Origin of the sequence: Acinetobacter sp. ANC 3929, assembly GCF_000369405.1 — a bacterium.
GTDB lineage: Bacteria > Pseudomonadota > Gammaproteobacteria > Pseudomonadales > Moraxellaceae > Acinetobacter.
This window is the reverse complement of sequence record NZ_KB850000.1, coordinates 285,382-299,843: the sequence shown is the minus strand read 5'-3', so window position 1 is coordinate 299,843 and position 14,462 is coordinate 285,382. Positions and strand designations below refer to the sequence as shown.

The 14,462-nt window shown below is 40.9% G+C and carries 13 protein-coding genes; 6 read left to right on the top strand and 7 right to left on the bottom strand.

Translation table 11 applies throughout. From position 1 onward, the window contains the following. Positions 1–32 precede the first annotated feature (32 nt). The 4 genes from hfq to tsaE all read right to left on the bottom strand — a co-directional run bounded on the left by hfq (position 33) and on the right by tsaE (position 4,024). Positions 33–548, bottom strand: coding sequence for an RNA chaperone Hfq (gene hfq, locus F909_RS07055; protein WP_005152059.1), 516 nt, complete (start codon positions 546–548; stop codon positions 33–35). 91 nt (positions 549–639) lie between these two features. Beyond that, positions 640–1,584 carry a tRNA (adenosine(37)-N6)-dimethylallyltransferase MiaA gene (gene miaA / locus F909_RS07060; protein WP_005152056.1) on the bottom strand — a complete coding sequence of 315 codons (945 nt, stop codon included), beginning with the start codon at positions 1,582–1,584 and terminating at the stop codon, positions 640–642. A gap of 6 nt (positions 1,585–1,590) precedes the next feature. Further along, complete coding sequence (gene mutL / locus F909_RS07065) at positions 1,591–3,558, bottom strand: DNA mismatch repair endonuclease MutL (RefSeq protein WP_005152052.1); 1,968 nt, start codon at positions 3,556–3,558, stop codon at positions 1,591–1,593. Continuing rightward, positions 3,548–4,024: a tRNA (adenosine(37)-N6)-threonylcarbamoyltransferase complex ATPase subunit type 1 TsaE gene (tsaE, locus tag F909_RS07070; protein WP_005152050.1), complete on the bottom strand. Its 477-nt coding sequence runs from the start codon at positions 4,022–4,024 to the stop codon at positions 3,548–3,550. The genes mutL and tsaE overlap by 11 nt, the downstream gene beginning before the upstream one ends. 117 nt (positions 4,025–4,141) lie before the next feature. Here tsaE and F909_RS07075 point away from each other — a divergent pair, with 117 nt between their 5' ends. The 3 genes from F909_RS07075 (at position 4,142) to F909_RS07085 (ending at position 6,011) form a co-directional block, all read left to right on the top strand. Next, positions 4,142–5,098, top strand: a complete 957-nt coding sequence (locus F909_RS07075; protein ID WP_005152046.1) for a pseudouridine synthase — start codon at positions 4,142–4,144, stop codon at positions 5,096–5,098. A 61-nt stretch (positions 5,099–5,159) separates the two neighbouring features. Further along, positions 5,160–5,468, top strand: a complete 309-nt coding sequence (locus tag F909_RS07080) for a type II toxin-antitoxin system RelB/DinJ family antitoxin (RefSeq protein ID WP_005152044.1) — start codon at positions 5,160–5,162, stop codon at positions 5,466–5,468. A 99-nt stretch (positions 5,469–5,567) separates the two neighbouring features. Continuing rightward, a complete protein-coding gene (locus F909_RS07085; RefSeq protein WP_005152043.1) occupies positions 5,568–6,011 on the top strand; it encodes a GNAT family N-acetyltransferase in 444 nt (147 codons plus the stop codon). Here the strand turns inward: F909_RS07085 and F909_RS07090 are convergent, their stop codons facing one another. Further along, positions 6,012–6,725 carry a pseudouridine synthase gene (locus tag F909_RS07090; RefSeq protein WP_005152041.1) on the bottom strand — a complete coding sequence of 238 codons (714 nt, stop codon included), beginning with the start codon at positions 6,723–6,725 and terminating at the stop codon, positions 6,012–6,014. Positions 6,726–6,971: 246 nt separating this feature from the next. On the opposite strand from F909_RS07090, the gene F909_RS07095 reads away from it, so the two are divergent. Then, a complete protein-coding gene (locus tag F909_RS07095) occupies positions 6,972–7,484 on the top strand; it encodes a glycine zipper 2TM domain-containing protein (protein ID WP_005152040.1) in 513 nt (170 codons plus the stop codon). A 135-nt stretch (positions 7,485–7,619) separates the two neighbouring features. After that, a complete protein-coding gene (locus F909_RS07100) occupies positions 7,620–8,621 on the top strand; it encodes an LLM class flavin-dependent oxidoreductase (RefSeq protein ID WP_005152038.1) in 1,002 nt (333 codons plus the stop codon). A 60-nt stretch (positions 8,622–8,681) separates the two neighbouring features. Here the strand turns inward: F909_RS07100 and F909_RS07105 are convergent, their stop codons facing one another. Next, positions 8,682–10,760: a sensor domain-containing protein gene (locus F909_RS07105; RefSeq protein ID WP_005152036.1), complete on the bottom strand. Its 2,079-nt coding sequence runs from the start codon at positions 10,758–10,760 to the stop codon at positions 8,682–8,684. A 276-nt stretch (positions 10,761–11,036) separates the two neighbouring features. Next, entirely contained in the window at positions 11,037–11,873 is an 837-nt protein-coding gene (locus tag F909_RS07110; RefSeq protein WP_005152027.1) for a posphoenolpyruvate synthetase regulatory kinase/phosphorylase PpsR, read from the bottom strand. A 158-nt stretch (positions 11,874–12,031) separates the two neighbouring features. On the opposite strand from F909_RS07110, the gene ppsA reads away from it, so the two are divergent. After that, positions 12,032–14,410 (top strand): phosphoenolpyruvate synthase, encoded by a 2,379-nt coding sequence (ppsA, locus tag F909_RS07115; protein WP_005152026.1) that lies wholly within the window; start codon positions 12,032–12,034, stop codon positions 14,408–14,410. The last annotated feature ends 52 nt before the right edge of the window (positions 14,411–14,462 follow it).

The following is a 14,462-nucleotide window of genomic DNA, read 5'->3' as shown; positions in this document are numbered from 1 at the left end:
AGACTGGCATTTTCTTAAAGATCATCAATCAATTAACGATTATTTTCGTCTTCTTGACCATCTTCAAATTTAGTTTCGCCATCGAAGCCACCTTGATGACCGAAGCCACCTTGACCACCGAAGCCACCTTGACCACCGAAGCCACCTTGACCACCGAAGCCACCTTCTTGACCACCGAAGCCGCCTTGACCACCAAAGCCGCCACCTTGACCACCGAAGCCACCTTGACCACCAAAGCCACCACCTTGACCACCAAAGCCGCCAGTAGCACCTTGACCACCGAAGCCACCAGTAGCGCCTTGTGCAGGGAAGCCACCAGCAGTACCTTGAGCACCAGCAGGACGTGGGTTACGCGCAGGAACAACTGTAGAAATCGCATGTTTATAAACCATTTGACTTACAGTGTTTTTCAACAAAACAACATATTGGTCAAATGACTCAATATGACCCTGCAATTTGATACCGTTTACAAGGAAAATAGAAACTGGAATACGTTCTTTACGGAGAGAATTTAAGAACGGATCTTGTAAAGTTTGACCTTTAGACATTTTTAACTCCAAAAATTTTTTAAATCAGCGCAAAAAAACTATCTTTATTTTTAAACTAAAAATTATAAAAAGACAGCCTGCGAATTTTGCTTTATCCAAAGAAGTTTCGCAAGTCTTCTTTCGCCTGCTTTATCGTCACGTAAGTTTTAAAATCGTGTATTTCTTGCAAAGAACGTAACCATGTGTATTGACGTTTAGCTAATTGCCTAGTCGCAAAAAGGGCTTTGTTCTCCATTTCTACTTTATTTTTGAGACTTAAGTCACTTTTTAGTAAAAAATCTAAAGCTTGACGATAACCCACAGACCGCATAGACGGCAAATCATCATTTAAATCGTATTTTTTAATCAATTCCTCTACTTCATTCAAAAAACCAATATCCCACATTTTGCTCAATCTTTGCTCAATGCGTTGATGTAATTCTAAACGATCTGGCATTAATGCGTAGTTATGAAATATGTAACGATATGGTTGATTTTTAGGTTGTTCAGCTTGTAGTTTTGTTATCGGTTCACCCGTGATTCGAAACACTTCAAGCGCACGAATGATGCGCTGCTTATCCGATACTTTAAACTTTTCTCCTGCAACAGGATCCACCTCAACCAACTCATCGTAGACGGATTGCCACCCTTGCTGTTCAGCTTTCTGAATAATGGCATCACGTATCGTTTGATCCGAATTGGGTAAATTACTTGCCAGACCATCAAGTAAGGCTTTGAAGTACAACATGGTTCCACCCACCAAGATCGGGGTTTTGCCACGGGCATGCATATCATCAATCAATGGGCAAACATCTTCAACAAATTGTGCTGCCGAATACACCTCTAAAGGGGTAATAATATCAATCAAATGATGCGGATATTGCTCTTGTTCTGCTTTAGTTGGTTTCGCTGTACCGATATCCATATCTTTATAAACTAAAGCTGAATCGACTGAAATCAGTTCGCAATTTCCACGCTCATAGAGTTCACATGCCAATGCTGTTTTACCGCTTGCGGTAGGCCCCATTAAATTGATGACGGGCAATTGATTTGACATGTAAAACTACTCTCCTCGAGCAAATAATTTATCTAATTGATGTAGTGGAAATGCACGCCAAGTTGGGCGCCCATGATTACATTGGCTGGCAAACTCTGTTTGTTCCATTTGACGTAATAAAGCATTCATTTCCGATAAACTTAACTGACGATGCGCACGCACAGCACCATGACAAGCCATCCCTGCGAGCAATTCATCACGTTTTTGCAATAGACCTCTGGCCTCATCATTAGGATCAAGATCATTCAGCAGTTCCGGAATAAGGTTGCTAAAATCAGCCTTATGCAAAATCGCTGGGACACCACGCACAATCACTTGATCATCGCCATATTGATCGACTTCTAAACCAAGACGCTGCAATTGTGATTGTAAATCTTCGATCCGTGTCGCCTGCATACGCGTGATGGATACAATTTTTGGAATCAATAACTGTTGAGATGTCCAAAATTCAGGTTTATCCCAAGCCGATTTCATTTGTTGGAGCAAGATACGTTCATGCGCTGCATGCATATCTACAATAATCAGACCTTCGGTATTTTGCGCCAGAATATAAATCCCATGCAGTTGTGCAATCGCAATACCTAAAGGAAATTCATCTACTCGTGATGGACCTTGATCATCTCGTGCCCCCCCTTTATCAAAGGGGGCTGGGGGGATTTGCTCTTCACGTAAAGGTGCTAAATAGCTTTTTAATGCATTATTCAGTTGTACAGAACCATTATATCGAGGCTGCTGTGCTTGCGATGAGTTGTATTGCACAGCTTGTGGTCGACTTTGATTAAACTCTGTCAACAAATCTGTCGATACTTCAGCCGATAAATTTGATTGAGGTTCTGCTTCTACCGCCGCGCGATGTAAATTGAATTGTTCTTGATATTTCGGCTGCGGTTGATAATTAAAATTATTGTCCGTCTCATCCGTTTTCATCGCTTGCGCTAAATCTGCAGTCGCGGTCTGAAATTGCGATAGCGTTGCTTTGGCGTAGTGACGTACAAACTCATGTACTTCACGTTGATTCAAAAAGCGAATTTCATGTTTGGTTGGATGCACATTCACATCGATATTTTCAGGGTCTACTTCTAAAAATAGCAAATAGGATGAATGCTGATGTCCATGCAAAATTCCGTCATAAGCCATACGCAACGCATGTGAAATCGTTTTATCTTTTACAATACGTCCATTCACATACACATATTGCAAATCGGCTTGAGCACGTGCATCAGATGGATGTCCCAACCACCCAGACAAACGCATATTGATACTGTCTGAATCGATCCAGTAGGCATTTTGGATAAATTGCTGACCTAACAATTGTTGCACACGCTGATAACGCAATTCACCACTATCGGCTACAGGCAGGTTTAAACGAATATTATCGTTATGTTCTAGTACAAAACGAATATCGAAATGCGTTAAAGCCAACCGGCGAACAATTTCTTCAATATGATTAAATTCAGTTGTTGGTTTTTTTAAGAATTTACGACGTGCAGGCACATTAAAAAATAAATCCTGTACACGAATGTGTGTGCCTTTTTGTGCAGCAACCGCCTGAATTTGTTGATGGTCAAACGCCGTACCATTCACTTCAACCTGATAACCCACTCCTTGCTCATCTTGACTACTGGTCAGAGTTAAGCGCGATACGGCTGCAATTGAAGCTAAAGCCTCTCCACGGAATCCCAAACTGACAATCGCATGTAAATCATCGGCAGTTTGAATTTTGCTGGTGGCATGACGCATCACCGCCAATGGTAAATCTTCGGCATGAATACCATTACCATTGTCAATGATTTCAATCAGGGTTGAACCACCCTGCGCCACTCGAATAATCAGCTCCGTTGCGCCCGCATCAATTGAGTTTTCTAATAATTCTTTAACCACAGATGATGGACGCTCAATCACCTCACCCGCAGCAATCTGGTTGGCTAAGGCAGCATCAAGGGTATGAATACGACGAGTTGAATCATGCGCCATTCAATTGTTCCTGCAAAGTTTGAGATAGAGATTCGGATTCGGTGGTTAGCGTGACAAACCGTGTCAATTCATCATCCGATTTTTGAATATCAATCACCACATCAGGTTTTGGAATTTCATCCCCACCTTTCGATGGCCATTCAAACAAAAATAAAGCATCTGGTGTTTCTAAATAATCACGAATTCCCATCAGTTCCAATTCATAAGGATCATCCACACGATATAGATCGAAGTGAAAAATTTCTTTAGCTTGAATTGAATAGGGTTCAACCAAAGTATAGGTTGGACTTTTTACTGCACCTTGATGTCCTAAATTTTGTAGGAAATAACGGGTAAAAGTGGTCTTCCCAGCGCCTAAATCGCCAATTAAATAAATAATGCCAGAGCGCACCTGCTCAGACAGGATATGTGCAAAACGCTGAGTGTCTTGTTCATGATTTAAAGTAAATTTCACTGAATACGACATGGCAAATAAAACAAAATTGGAATGGCAGCTATGATAACATTGCCCTGCTTTAAAGCCTAATAAACTCCCTTTAAACTGGCTTTTTTTACATCGTTTATACCGAGTCGATATCGCTGTATGTCATCAATCATTGAATTTACGCCTCCGCTCATCAATGGCGTCAGTGCCAGTAAAGTCTTTTTACCTCACGATGTTTCCGCACCTACAATCTTTGAATACCTTTGCCAACATTTTCCACATATTCAAACCAGTGAATGGCAGCAACGCTTTGCAGATGAACTGATTTATGCTGTGGATGGCAGCAAACTGACATTCGAAAGTCGATATACACCCAACACTCATATTTTTTATTATCGTTTTCTCGCTCATGAAGTGTCCGTACCATTTCAACATGAGATTCTATTTGAAAATGACGATTTACTTGTTGTTGATAAGCCGCATTTTCTGACAATGACACCAACTGGACAATATGTTCAGGAAACGCTTTTGGTCAGATTAAAAAAACAAACGGGCTATACGGATTTAACGCCAATCCACCGACTTGATCGAGAAACAGCAGGTGTGGTCTTATTCAGTAAAAAAACCGCCTCAAGAGGTGTATACCAACAGCTTTTTGCCGAAAGAAAAGTGCAAAAAATCTATCATGCGGTTGCAAAATATCGATCTGAACTGGATTTTCCACACATTTTACAGCTACATTTAGAAAAAGGTCAGCCTTTTTATACCATGCAAATTAATCCCGAAAAACCCAATAATACAGAAACACGAATTGAATTATTAATGCATGATCAGCAGTATGCCAAATACAAATTAATGCCTAAAACAGGAAAACAACATCAGTTACGTGTGCATCTAAATTATCTGAATATTCCAATACTTAACGACTCTTTTTATCCACAGATTGAACATAAAGCAGAAGATGATTTTAGTCAGCCATTACAGCTACTTGCCAAAGAAATTTGCTTTATTGACCCGATTTTAAATCAAGAAATGCACTTTAGTTCTAACTTTGAACTTGCATTGCCAACACAACGTAATGACAAAAATTCTATTTTTTCACTTCAAAAATATTGAAATTACATTGCAATGGTTTAAAATACATGACGATAACTAAAAATATTTGGTCTTATTCTTCATGCGAAAAACAGAAGTTTATCAGGTTCGCCTCGATTCACAGGAAAAGAAGCAAGCTTTTGCAGTGTTTAAACAGTTGGGTATCTCCCCTGCTCAAGCCGTTCGTCTTTTCTTTAAACAAGTGGTACTCACCAAGTCGATTCCGTTCGCAATTGAGAATCAGAACATCAACATGGAACAGTTACTGAAACTGCGCAAATCAAAAGCAGCAGCCAGTACTGAAAATCCATCTTCTGTCGAAATTGAAGATGATCATGAAGACCTGTTTGAAGAGTTGAATGCACTTCTTGGCGAAAGTGACAAAACTTAACAATGTTGCATTTATAAACAAGTTTTTATTTTTTAAGCTGAATTTTTTTCGCTATTCTGACAGTCCTAATAAAATTAATAAGCGTAAGGATGGACAGGAATGATTGTTAAGCGAGCAACAAAGGAAGATCTTCATCAACTTGCTGTCTTGTTTGACGAATACCGTCAGTTCTACGGTGCATCCTCAAATATTGAACAATCGTATCAGTTTTTAAAGCACCGCTTCGACAATAAAGACAGTGTCATTTTCATTCATGTTAAAGACGATGTATTTACAGGCTTTGTATTACTCTACCTTGCATTTTCTTCTGTGGCTTGTGAAACCTACTATATTCTCGATGATGTTTATGTCACCCCCTCTTATCGGAAACAAGGTGCAGCAAAGCAATTGATTGATACTGCGATTTTATTTGCACGTCATGAAAATGCACAGCGTATCAGCCTGGAAACCCAAAAAAATAATTATCAATCTCACCGCCTATACGAACAGATGGGCTTTATTCAAGACAGTGAGTTCAAAACCTTTCATTGTTTTTTAAAGTAATCATTCATCTAAAGCGATGTTTTGACTTAACTGTTTTTGCGCAGGGCTTAAGTACATCCATTCTCCCTCCTCCAAATCAGGAAGTTCGAGTAAACCCACTTGATGACGATGCAGGACTTCAACTTTATTTCCAACAGCGGCCAGCATCCGTTTCACCTGATGGTAAACACCTTGGTGAATAGTCATTGCAATTTGATGCTCTGAGAATAATTGCACATCCGTAGCAGCATAGGTACCTTTCTCATTACGCAGCTCGACACCTTGCACTAACCCCTGTTGCTGTTCAGCCGTCACAGGATCTGCAGTGGTCACATGATAAACTTTGGGTACGTGTTTACGTGGATGTGTTAAGGCCTGTAGATATTGTCCATCATCAGTCAGCAATAATAGACCTGTGGTATCTTGATCTAGACGGCCCACACACTGAATTCCACGATGCATTAGAATTTCAGGAAAAAGACTGAATACGCTTTTGTGATGTGTGGCTTGATGTGAACATTCATAACCTTGCGGTTTATTCAAAACAATATAGACATGCTCTCGAAATAGGTATTCTTCACCAAATACCTGAAAGACCAGTTGATCAGTCTTGAAATTCTGTTTCGGATTATCACAGACCTGATTTTCAATCTGAACAGAACCGTTTTTAATTAACTGCTGACAATACTTACGTGAACCAAAGCCTTGTGATTGCAAAATTTTTTCCAGCAGCATAAATAAATCCTAATTGAAACTGCGCTCATTGTACTCGATTAAACCGCAGGCCGTTGCTCGTAGCCTATTCATTCTTTATTTTTATAATTTATCCACAATCTCTTCATTTGTTATAGAACACCAACAAAACCCTCGTCAAACACTCTCAATCTAGATATTGCACTCCATATTTTCACTCAAAAGTCTTGTTAGATTTGTCACAAGCAAAAAGAATATTGTCCAAAAGAATGGATAAGGAGTTTCAGCATGAAATCGAATATGTGGTTATGTAGCGTGATCTTAGCAGCGTCTTCAATGATGACCGTTGCACATGCAGATAATACAACGCGTGTAGCAGCAACCTCTGCTCTAGGAAGTGTGGTTGGTACCGCCTTAGGAAAACAACTTGGTGGTGATACTGGTGCAATGATTGGCTCTGCAATCGGTGGTGCTGGCGGTGCAGCTGCATCGAGTAATCGACGTGATCGTACTGAAGCTGCCATTGGTGGTGGTTTAGGTGGTGTGGGAGGTTATACCGTTGGCCGTAATATGGGTGGAAGCAATGGTGGTTATATAGGTGCAGCACTCGGTGCAGCTGGTGGTGCAGCTTTAGGTCAAAAAGTTGGTCAGGACCGCGATGCTGATCGACGTTACGATGATCGTCGCTATGACCGCCGTTACGATAACCGTCGTTCTTATGATGACCGCCGCTATTACAATTCCCGTGAAAGCTACCGTCATGACAATGGTCGTCACCGTGGTTGGTACAAAAATCGTTAATTCAATCGGGTTTACCCCTTTAGCACCTTCGGGTGCTTTTTTTATTTGGTTATGAAAACAATATATCGATCTAAAACGATATACAAAGTCCAACTTATATCGTATTATTTCGATATATAGCTTTGAGACACCACGATGAAATCATTAAAAGATATAAAGTTCTCTATCCTAGAACTCGCTCCCGTACGAGATGACAAGAGTATTGAGTTTTCTCTCCGTCATGCATTAGAACTCGCACAACATGCGGAACAGTTAGGTTATGAGCGGTTTTGGTTGGCTGAACATCATAATATGGACGGGATCGCCAGTTCGGCTACAGCAGTTTTATTAGGATTTATTGCCGCAAATACACAACATATCCGTTTGGGCTCTGGCGGTATCATGCTGCCAAACCATGCACCATTAGTGGTTGCAGAACAGTTTGGAACACTGGCTACACTCTATCCAAATCGTTTTGAACTCGGTTTAGGCCGCGCACCTGGAACAGACCAGATGACAATGCGCGCACTGCGTCGAGGTCGACAGGAAACTGAGGACCAATTCCCTCAAGATGTGATGGAAATTTTACAATATTTCAAAGCACCACAACCCAATCAGAGAATTATTGCTACACCAGGTCAAAATACACATGTTCCAGTTTGGTTACTCGGCTCAAGTTTATTCAGTGCCCAGTTGGCCGCAAAACTTGGCCTGCCTTATTCTTTTGCCTCTCATTTTGCGCCAAGAATGTTAGGTCAGGCGATCGACATTTATCGTGATAATTTCCAAGCTTCTGAATATCTGGATAAACCTTATGTCTCGATGGGTGTCCCAACAGTCGTAGCTGCAAGCGATGAAGAAGCCCAGTATTTGGCAACCAGTTCATATCAGCGTATTTTGAATCTGATTCGTGGCCATAGCTTAAAGCTAAAACCACCAATTGACTCCACTGAAGGTCTTGCCAATAGCGCTGAACAAATGGCGATTCAGAATTTTTATGCCATGGCGCAAATTGGTTCCCAAGCAACCGTTCAAGCAGGTTTAAATAAAATCGCTGCGCAATATGATGTCGATGAATTTATCTTCACCTGCGATATTTATGACACGCAAAAACGCTTGGAAAACTTTAGTCTATTGATGGACATAAAAGGCAACTAAGCTTATTGCTGGAATCTACAAGGTTTATTTTCCGGTCAACCTTGTAGATTCATCATCCATTTAAAGTCCAGCTTGGAGCATCTGTGTGGCTTGTTCTGCGTTCACTGCGCGACTAAACAGAAAGCCTTGTCCGATGGAGCATCCAGAAGATTTTAATAGTTCTAATTGTTCACTGTTCTCAATGCCTTCCGCAACAATATCCAACGACAGTTTTGGTCCCAACGCAATGATCGCCTGTACAATTGCTAAAATCGCCTCATCATCATTCATTTGACGAATAAAATCACAATCAATTTTTAAACAATCTACGGGGTAGTCCCGTAAACGGGTTAACGAAGAATGCCCCGTACCAAAATCATCCAATGCTATTTTCACGCCTTGTTGTTTCAATAAATTTAATGCTCGGATCACATAGTCAGAACCACGATCATCCAATATATGCTCAGTAATTTCTATTTCTACTAAATGATGGGGAATTTTGTAGGCATTTAAACGGTGTAGTAAACGCTCAGCATAATTGTCTTTCAGAAACTCGACTGGTGCTGCATTGATTGAAACAGGAACGACATCCAATCCTTGCGCTATCCAAGCTGCAATATTTTTAAAAACCTTATTCTGCATCGCATCGCTGATTTTTGTCGCCAGAATGTAGTCTTGAAATGCCTGTTCAATATTACAAGGTGAATGGATATGCTGATCTTCCGTCTGCCAACGCAATAATGCCTCGAAACCAACTACCTTCGCATCCTCCAGACGCACCTTGGGTTGATAGAATGGAACAATAAGGTCATCACGAATAATATGACGTGCATCATTTAATTGAATCGCAATGTTTTGAGCTGCAACTTGCATCTGCTGGTTGAACATGCGAAAACCTCCACGCCCAGCCGCCTTCAAATCATTGAGTGCAGTATCTGCACACTTCATTAAATTGGCTGAATCTTTGGCATCTCGTGGATAAATCGCGCAACCAATACTCATACTGCCATTAATCAAATTACCCGCATACATAATTGGAGCTTCTAATTGTCGACTGACATCAACAGCAATTTTTTCTAGCTCTATTTGTGTCTCGATTCCATTTACGACGATAGCAAACTCATCACCACCTAAACGAGCAACAAAAGTATGTTCAGGCAAAATATTTTCTATTCGCTTAGACAAGACCCGAAGTAAATGATCTCCAGCTGCGTGGCCAAGCGTATCATTCACATGTTTAAAGTAATCTAAATCCAACAGCATCAAGCCAAGGAGCTTTTCGCCTTTTTTATGGCGAAGTAGTGAGCGTTTGAGTTGTAGTTTGAAGAAACGACGATTATACAATCCTGTTAAATCATCCAATTCACTTGAGATCTGTAATTGGATTTCAGTTTGTCTTTGTGCGGTCACATCGCGAGACAGACATAGAACCTGCACGGTCTGCCCCTTATCATTTAATATCGGCGTAAGCAAATTATCCCAATATTGTCTTTCAGCCCCTTCACCACTCATGCCACGAAAACGTGCAGCCTTCCCTTTTAATGCCGTTTTTAAGGCATAACTCGCCTTGGATCTTATTTCGACAGGTAACAGCTCGGCCCACTTCATACCAAAGCTATTTTGGCTTTGAGGGATATTGAGTGCGATACACCCCGTTTTATTTACATGCAGTAAGGAACCATCTGCTTCTAATAATTTTATACAATCAACACTATTATCCAACATGTTGGTTTGGGCATTGATACACTGGACTAAGTTCTGTTGATACTGCTTGGTTTCGTGGATGTCAACGCTGTTAATAAACCAGTGCGCCCTTTCTTCTGGATTAGCTTCTACGAATTTTGCCGACAATAAAAACCAGCGATATGCACCAGACTGATGTTTTAATCGACATTCAATTTGAAAGGGGGATTTATAAGTAAATGCTTGCCGCCACTCACTTTGGAAGATTGCTCGATCTTCTGAATGGATTAAATCGATCCAGTCTTTTGCAAAATGTCCTAGGTCGTTAAAACCGATATATTCTTGGCTTAAACTATTAAAAAAATACGCATCACCATACTCAGAGAGTAGCCAGACCAGACTCGGAATACGATTAAAAATATTTTGTTGGGCCTCACTCAGTTGATAATTAGAGTGAAAAGGGATGGCCAAGTTCACAGACTTCTGTTCCAAACAGAACTCTTTCTATCAAGATATTCAGTTGCAATAAAAGCCATAGACCACCAACAATAAAAGTGAGATTTAAATCACAGTATTATAGCAGAAATGCAATAAAATTATCACCAATTACAGTGCTGATCAGTTAGGTTAACTTTATTATTTAATATCAATTATTTATTTTCAATTAACGATCTTTGTCAAAATTTTCTTATAAAAATGATCCAAAAAATTACAGACTCCCCCATCCAGATGACGGAGGTAGTCTGGTCTCATCTAGCCAATACGACGTTTTAAACCGGTCATCTGTAGGACACGTGTCGAGATTTCTTCAATCGACATTTCCGTAACATTTAAATATTTAATCCCTTCAGAAATATAGATCCCTTCAATCGCACGTAATTCCATTTGACACTGGCTGAAACTTGAATAGCGACTATTCGCTTTACGTTCGTTACGGATCGCCACCAAACGTTCAGCATCAATCATCAAACCAAACAATTTGTTTTTATGTTCACGCAGCACTTTTGGCAAACGGTTGTCATCCAAGTCCTCTTCGGTCAAAGGATAGTTTGCAACGCGAATACCAAATTGTAATGACAAATAAATTGAGGTTGGGGTTTTTCCTGAACGTGATACACCAATTAAAATAATGTCCGCTTTATCGTAATGACGTGTTCTTGCCCCATCATCATTATCCAGTGCGAAATGCACTGCATCGATACGTGCTTTATAATATTCAGAATCAGTTACCGCATGGGTTTGCCCAACCAAGGTTGTCGGAGGAACCCCAATTTCTTGTTCTAGTTTGCTAATTAAGCCCTCAAAAACATCCAAATTTACGGCTTTAGCAGTATTGATAATTTCACGGACATGTGGATCAACCAAAGTATCAAAAACCAAGGGCAAAGACCCATCTCTACTCTGGCATGCATTGATCTCTACAGCCACGTTCATGGCCGCCTCTTCCGTCGTAATATAAGGCATGATATGGATATCAAAATCAACGTTCGGAAATTGCGCAAGTAGTGAATGTCCAAGGGTTTCTGCGGTGATTGCGGTCCCATCTGAAATAAAAAATACGCTCCGTTTAATTTGTTTACTTTCGGGCATCAAAATTCTCCTCAAACATTTGTCTTAGTGCTCTATAATCTTTATAGTAAACTCATCTCACATGACTGTCGCTTAGTAAAACACTAATTCTAAGCACTTTCGTATAATTTCATACCAATGATGGTCATTCATACTGCAAAAAAAGTGGAGTAAATACTTTGGAAGCGCGCGTAATCGGTCTGGAAAAATTAGGAAAACACGATGTCGAGCTCGTAGGTGGGAAAAACTCATCTCTGGGTGAAATGATCAGCCATTTATCCAATGCTGGTGTATCGGTACCTGGTGGCTTTGCAACTACTGCTGCTGCCTATCGTGAGTTCTTGGATCAAAGCGGCTTAAACGCTCGCATTCAGGCTGAACTTGTTCAGCTGAATGTAGAAGATGTAAATGCACTTGCTGAAACGGGTGCAAAAATCCGTAATTGGATTGTTGAAACTCCGCTGACTGCGACATTAGAACAAGAAATTCGCGAAGCTTTTGCTGCACTTTCAAACGGTAACCCAGATATCGCTGTTGCTGTACGCTCTTCTGCGACGGCTGAAGATTTACCAGATGCGTCTTTTGCAGGGCAACAAGAAACTTTTTTGAACATCCGTGGCATTGATAACGTTCTTATTGCGATCAAAGAAGTTTTTGCTTCACTTTATAATGACCGCGCAATTGCTTACCGTGTACACCAAGGTTTTGAACATAGTGTTGTTGCACTTTCTGCTGGCGTACAACGTATGGTTCGCTCTGAAACAGGTGCTGCGGGTGTCATGTTTACGCTTGATACAGAATCAGGTTTCCGTGATGTCGTCTTTATTACTGCATCTTACGGTTTAGGCGAAATGGTTGTTCAAGGTGCTGTAAACCCTGATGAATTCTACTTATCCAAACCGCTATTAAATGCTGGCAAACACTCGGTTTTACGTCGCAACCTCGGTTCTAAACACCAAAAAATGATTTATGGTGAAGAAGGTGCTGCGGGTAAATCAGTTGTTGTGGTTGATGTTGAAAAACCAGAACGTCAACAGTTTGCATTAAATGATCACGAATTACATGAATTGGCAAAACAAGCCTTAATCATCGAACAACACTATGGCTCACCGATGGACATCGAGTGGGCAAAAGATGGCGATGATGGTCAAATCTATATTGTTCAAGCACGTCCTGAAACTGTAAAAAGCCGTCAAAATGTCGGTACTATGGAACGTTACTTATTAAAACAACGTGGTACGGTCATCTGTGAAGGTCGTTCAATCGGTCAACGCATTGGTTCAGGTAAAGTGCGTGTTGTAACGTCTATTAAAGAAATGGATAAGGTTCAGGACGGTGACGTACTTGTATCTGACATGACTGACCCAGATTGGGAACCAGTGATGAAGCGCGCTGCTGCAATCGTTACTAACCGTGGTGGTCGTACATGTCACGCAGCAATTATTGCGCGTGAGTTAGGCGTACCTGCAATCGTCGGTTGTGGTAATGCCACAGAAGTACTGACCGACGGTCAAGAAGTGACTGTTTCATGTGCTGAAGGTGATACAGGCTTTATTTATGAAGGTGCATTGGACTTTGAAGTTCAACGTAACTCCATTCATTCAATGCCATCACTACCGTTCAAAATTATGATGAACGTCGGCAACCCTGACCGTGCATTTGATTTCGCTCAAATCCCGAATGAAGGTATTGGCCTTGCACGTCTTGAGTTCATCATTAACCGTATGATCGGTGTGCATCCAAAAGCTTTATTAAATATTGAAAGCTTACCGCGCGAAACACGTGCTGCAGTTATGGCACGCACTGCAGGCTACTCTTCTCCAATCGAGTTTTACGTGGAAAAGTTAGTTGAAGGTATTTCAACACTTGCTGCTGCATTTGCAGGAAAACCAGTGATCGTGCGTATGTCGGACTTTAAGTCAAATGAATATGCAAACTTAATTGGTGGTAAGTTATACGAGCCAGAAGAAGAAAACCCAATGCTGGGCTTCCGTGGTGCAAGTCGCTATGTATCTGACAACTTCCGTGACTGTTTTGAACTTGAATGCCGTGCTTTGAAAAAAGCGCGTGATGAAATGGGTTTAACCAATATCCAAATCATGATCCCATTCGTACGTACAGTTTCTGAAGCAAAACGTGTGATCGAACTCCTCGCTCAGAATGGCTTAAAACGTGGTGAGAATGGTCTTAAAGTGATCATGATGTGTGAACTTCCAACCAATGCATTATTGGCGGAACAGTTCCTTGAACACTTTGATGGTTTCTCTATCGGTTCAAATGACTTAACACAATTAACACTTGGCCTTGACCGCGACTCTGGTATCGTATCTCACTTATTTGACGAACGTGACCCAGCAGTTAAAGCACTTCTGTCTATGGCAATTCACGCTTGCCGTAAAGCAGGGAAATACGTTGGTATTTGTGGTCAAGGCCCTTCGGACCACCCTGACCTTGCTAAATGGCTCATGGAACAAGGTATTGAATCTGTGTCACTTAACCCTGACTCAGTACTTGATACGTGGTTCTTCCTTGCTGAAGAACAAATCAAGAAAGCCTAGTCTTTTTTTAGAAAAAGACCCTCTTTCGTAGGGTCTTTTTTCATCTTTCGTA

Bases quoted from the DNA above. Each gene is read 5' to 3' on its own strand.
- hfq (WP_005152059.1), bottom strand. From the start codon at position 548: ATGTCTAAAGGTCAAACTTTACAAGATCCGTTCTTAAATTCTCTCCGT.
- miaA (WP_005152056.1), bottom strand. From the start codon at position 1,584: ATGTCAAATCAATTGCCCGTCATCAATTTAATGGGGCCTACCGCAAGC.
- mutL (WP_005152052.1), bottom strand. From the start codon at position 3,558: ATGGCGCATGATTCAACTCGTCGTATTCATACCCTTGATGCTGCCTTA.
- tsaE (WP_005152050.1), bottom strand. From the start codon at position 4,024: ATGTCGTATTCAGTGAAATTTACTTTAAATCATGAACAAGACACTCAG.
- F909_RS07075 (WP_005152046.1), top strand. From the start codon at position 4,142: ATGTCATCAATCATTGAATTTACGCCTCCGCTCATCAATGGCGTCAGT.
- F909_RS07080 (WP_005152044.1), top strand. From the start codon at position 5,160: ATGCGAAAAACAGAAGTTTATCAGGTTCGCCTCGATTCACAGGAAAAG.
- F909_RS07085 (WP_005152043.1), top strand. From the start codon at position 5,568: ATGATTGTTAAGCGAGCAACAAAGGAAGATCTTCATCAACTTGCTGTC.
- F909_RS07090 (WP_005152041.1), bottom strand. From the start codon at position 6,725: ATGCTGCTGGAAAAAATTTTGCAATCACAAGGCTTTGGTTCACGTAAG.
- F909_RS07095 (WP_005152040.1), top strand. From the start codon at position 6,972: ATGAAATCGAATATGTGGTTATGTAGCGTGATCTTAGCAGCGTCTTCA.
- F909_RS07100 (WP_005152038.1), top strand. From the start codon at position 7,620: ATGAAATCATTAAAAGATATAAAGTTCTCTATCCTAGAACTCGCTCCC.
- F909_RS07110 (WP_005152027.1), bottom strand. From the start codon at position 11,873: ATGCCCGAAAGTAAACAAATTAAACGGAGCGTATTTTTTATTTCAGAT.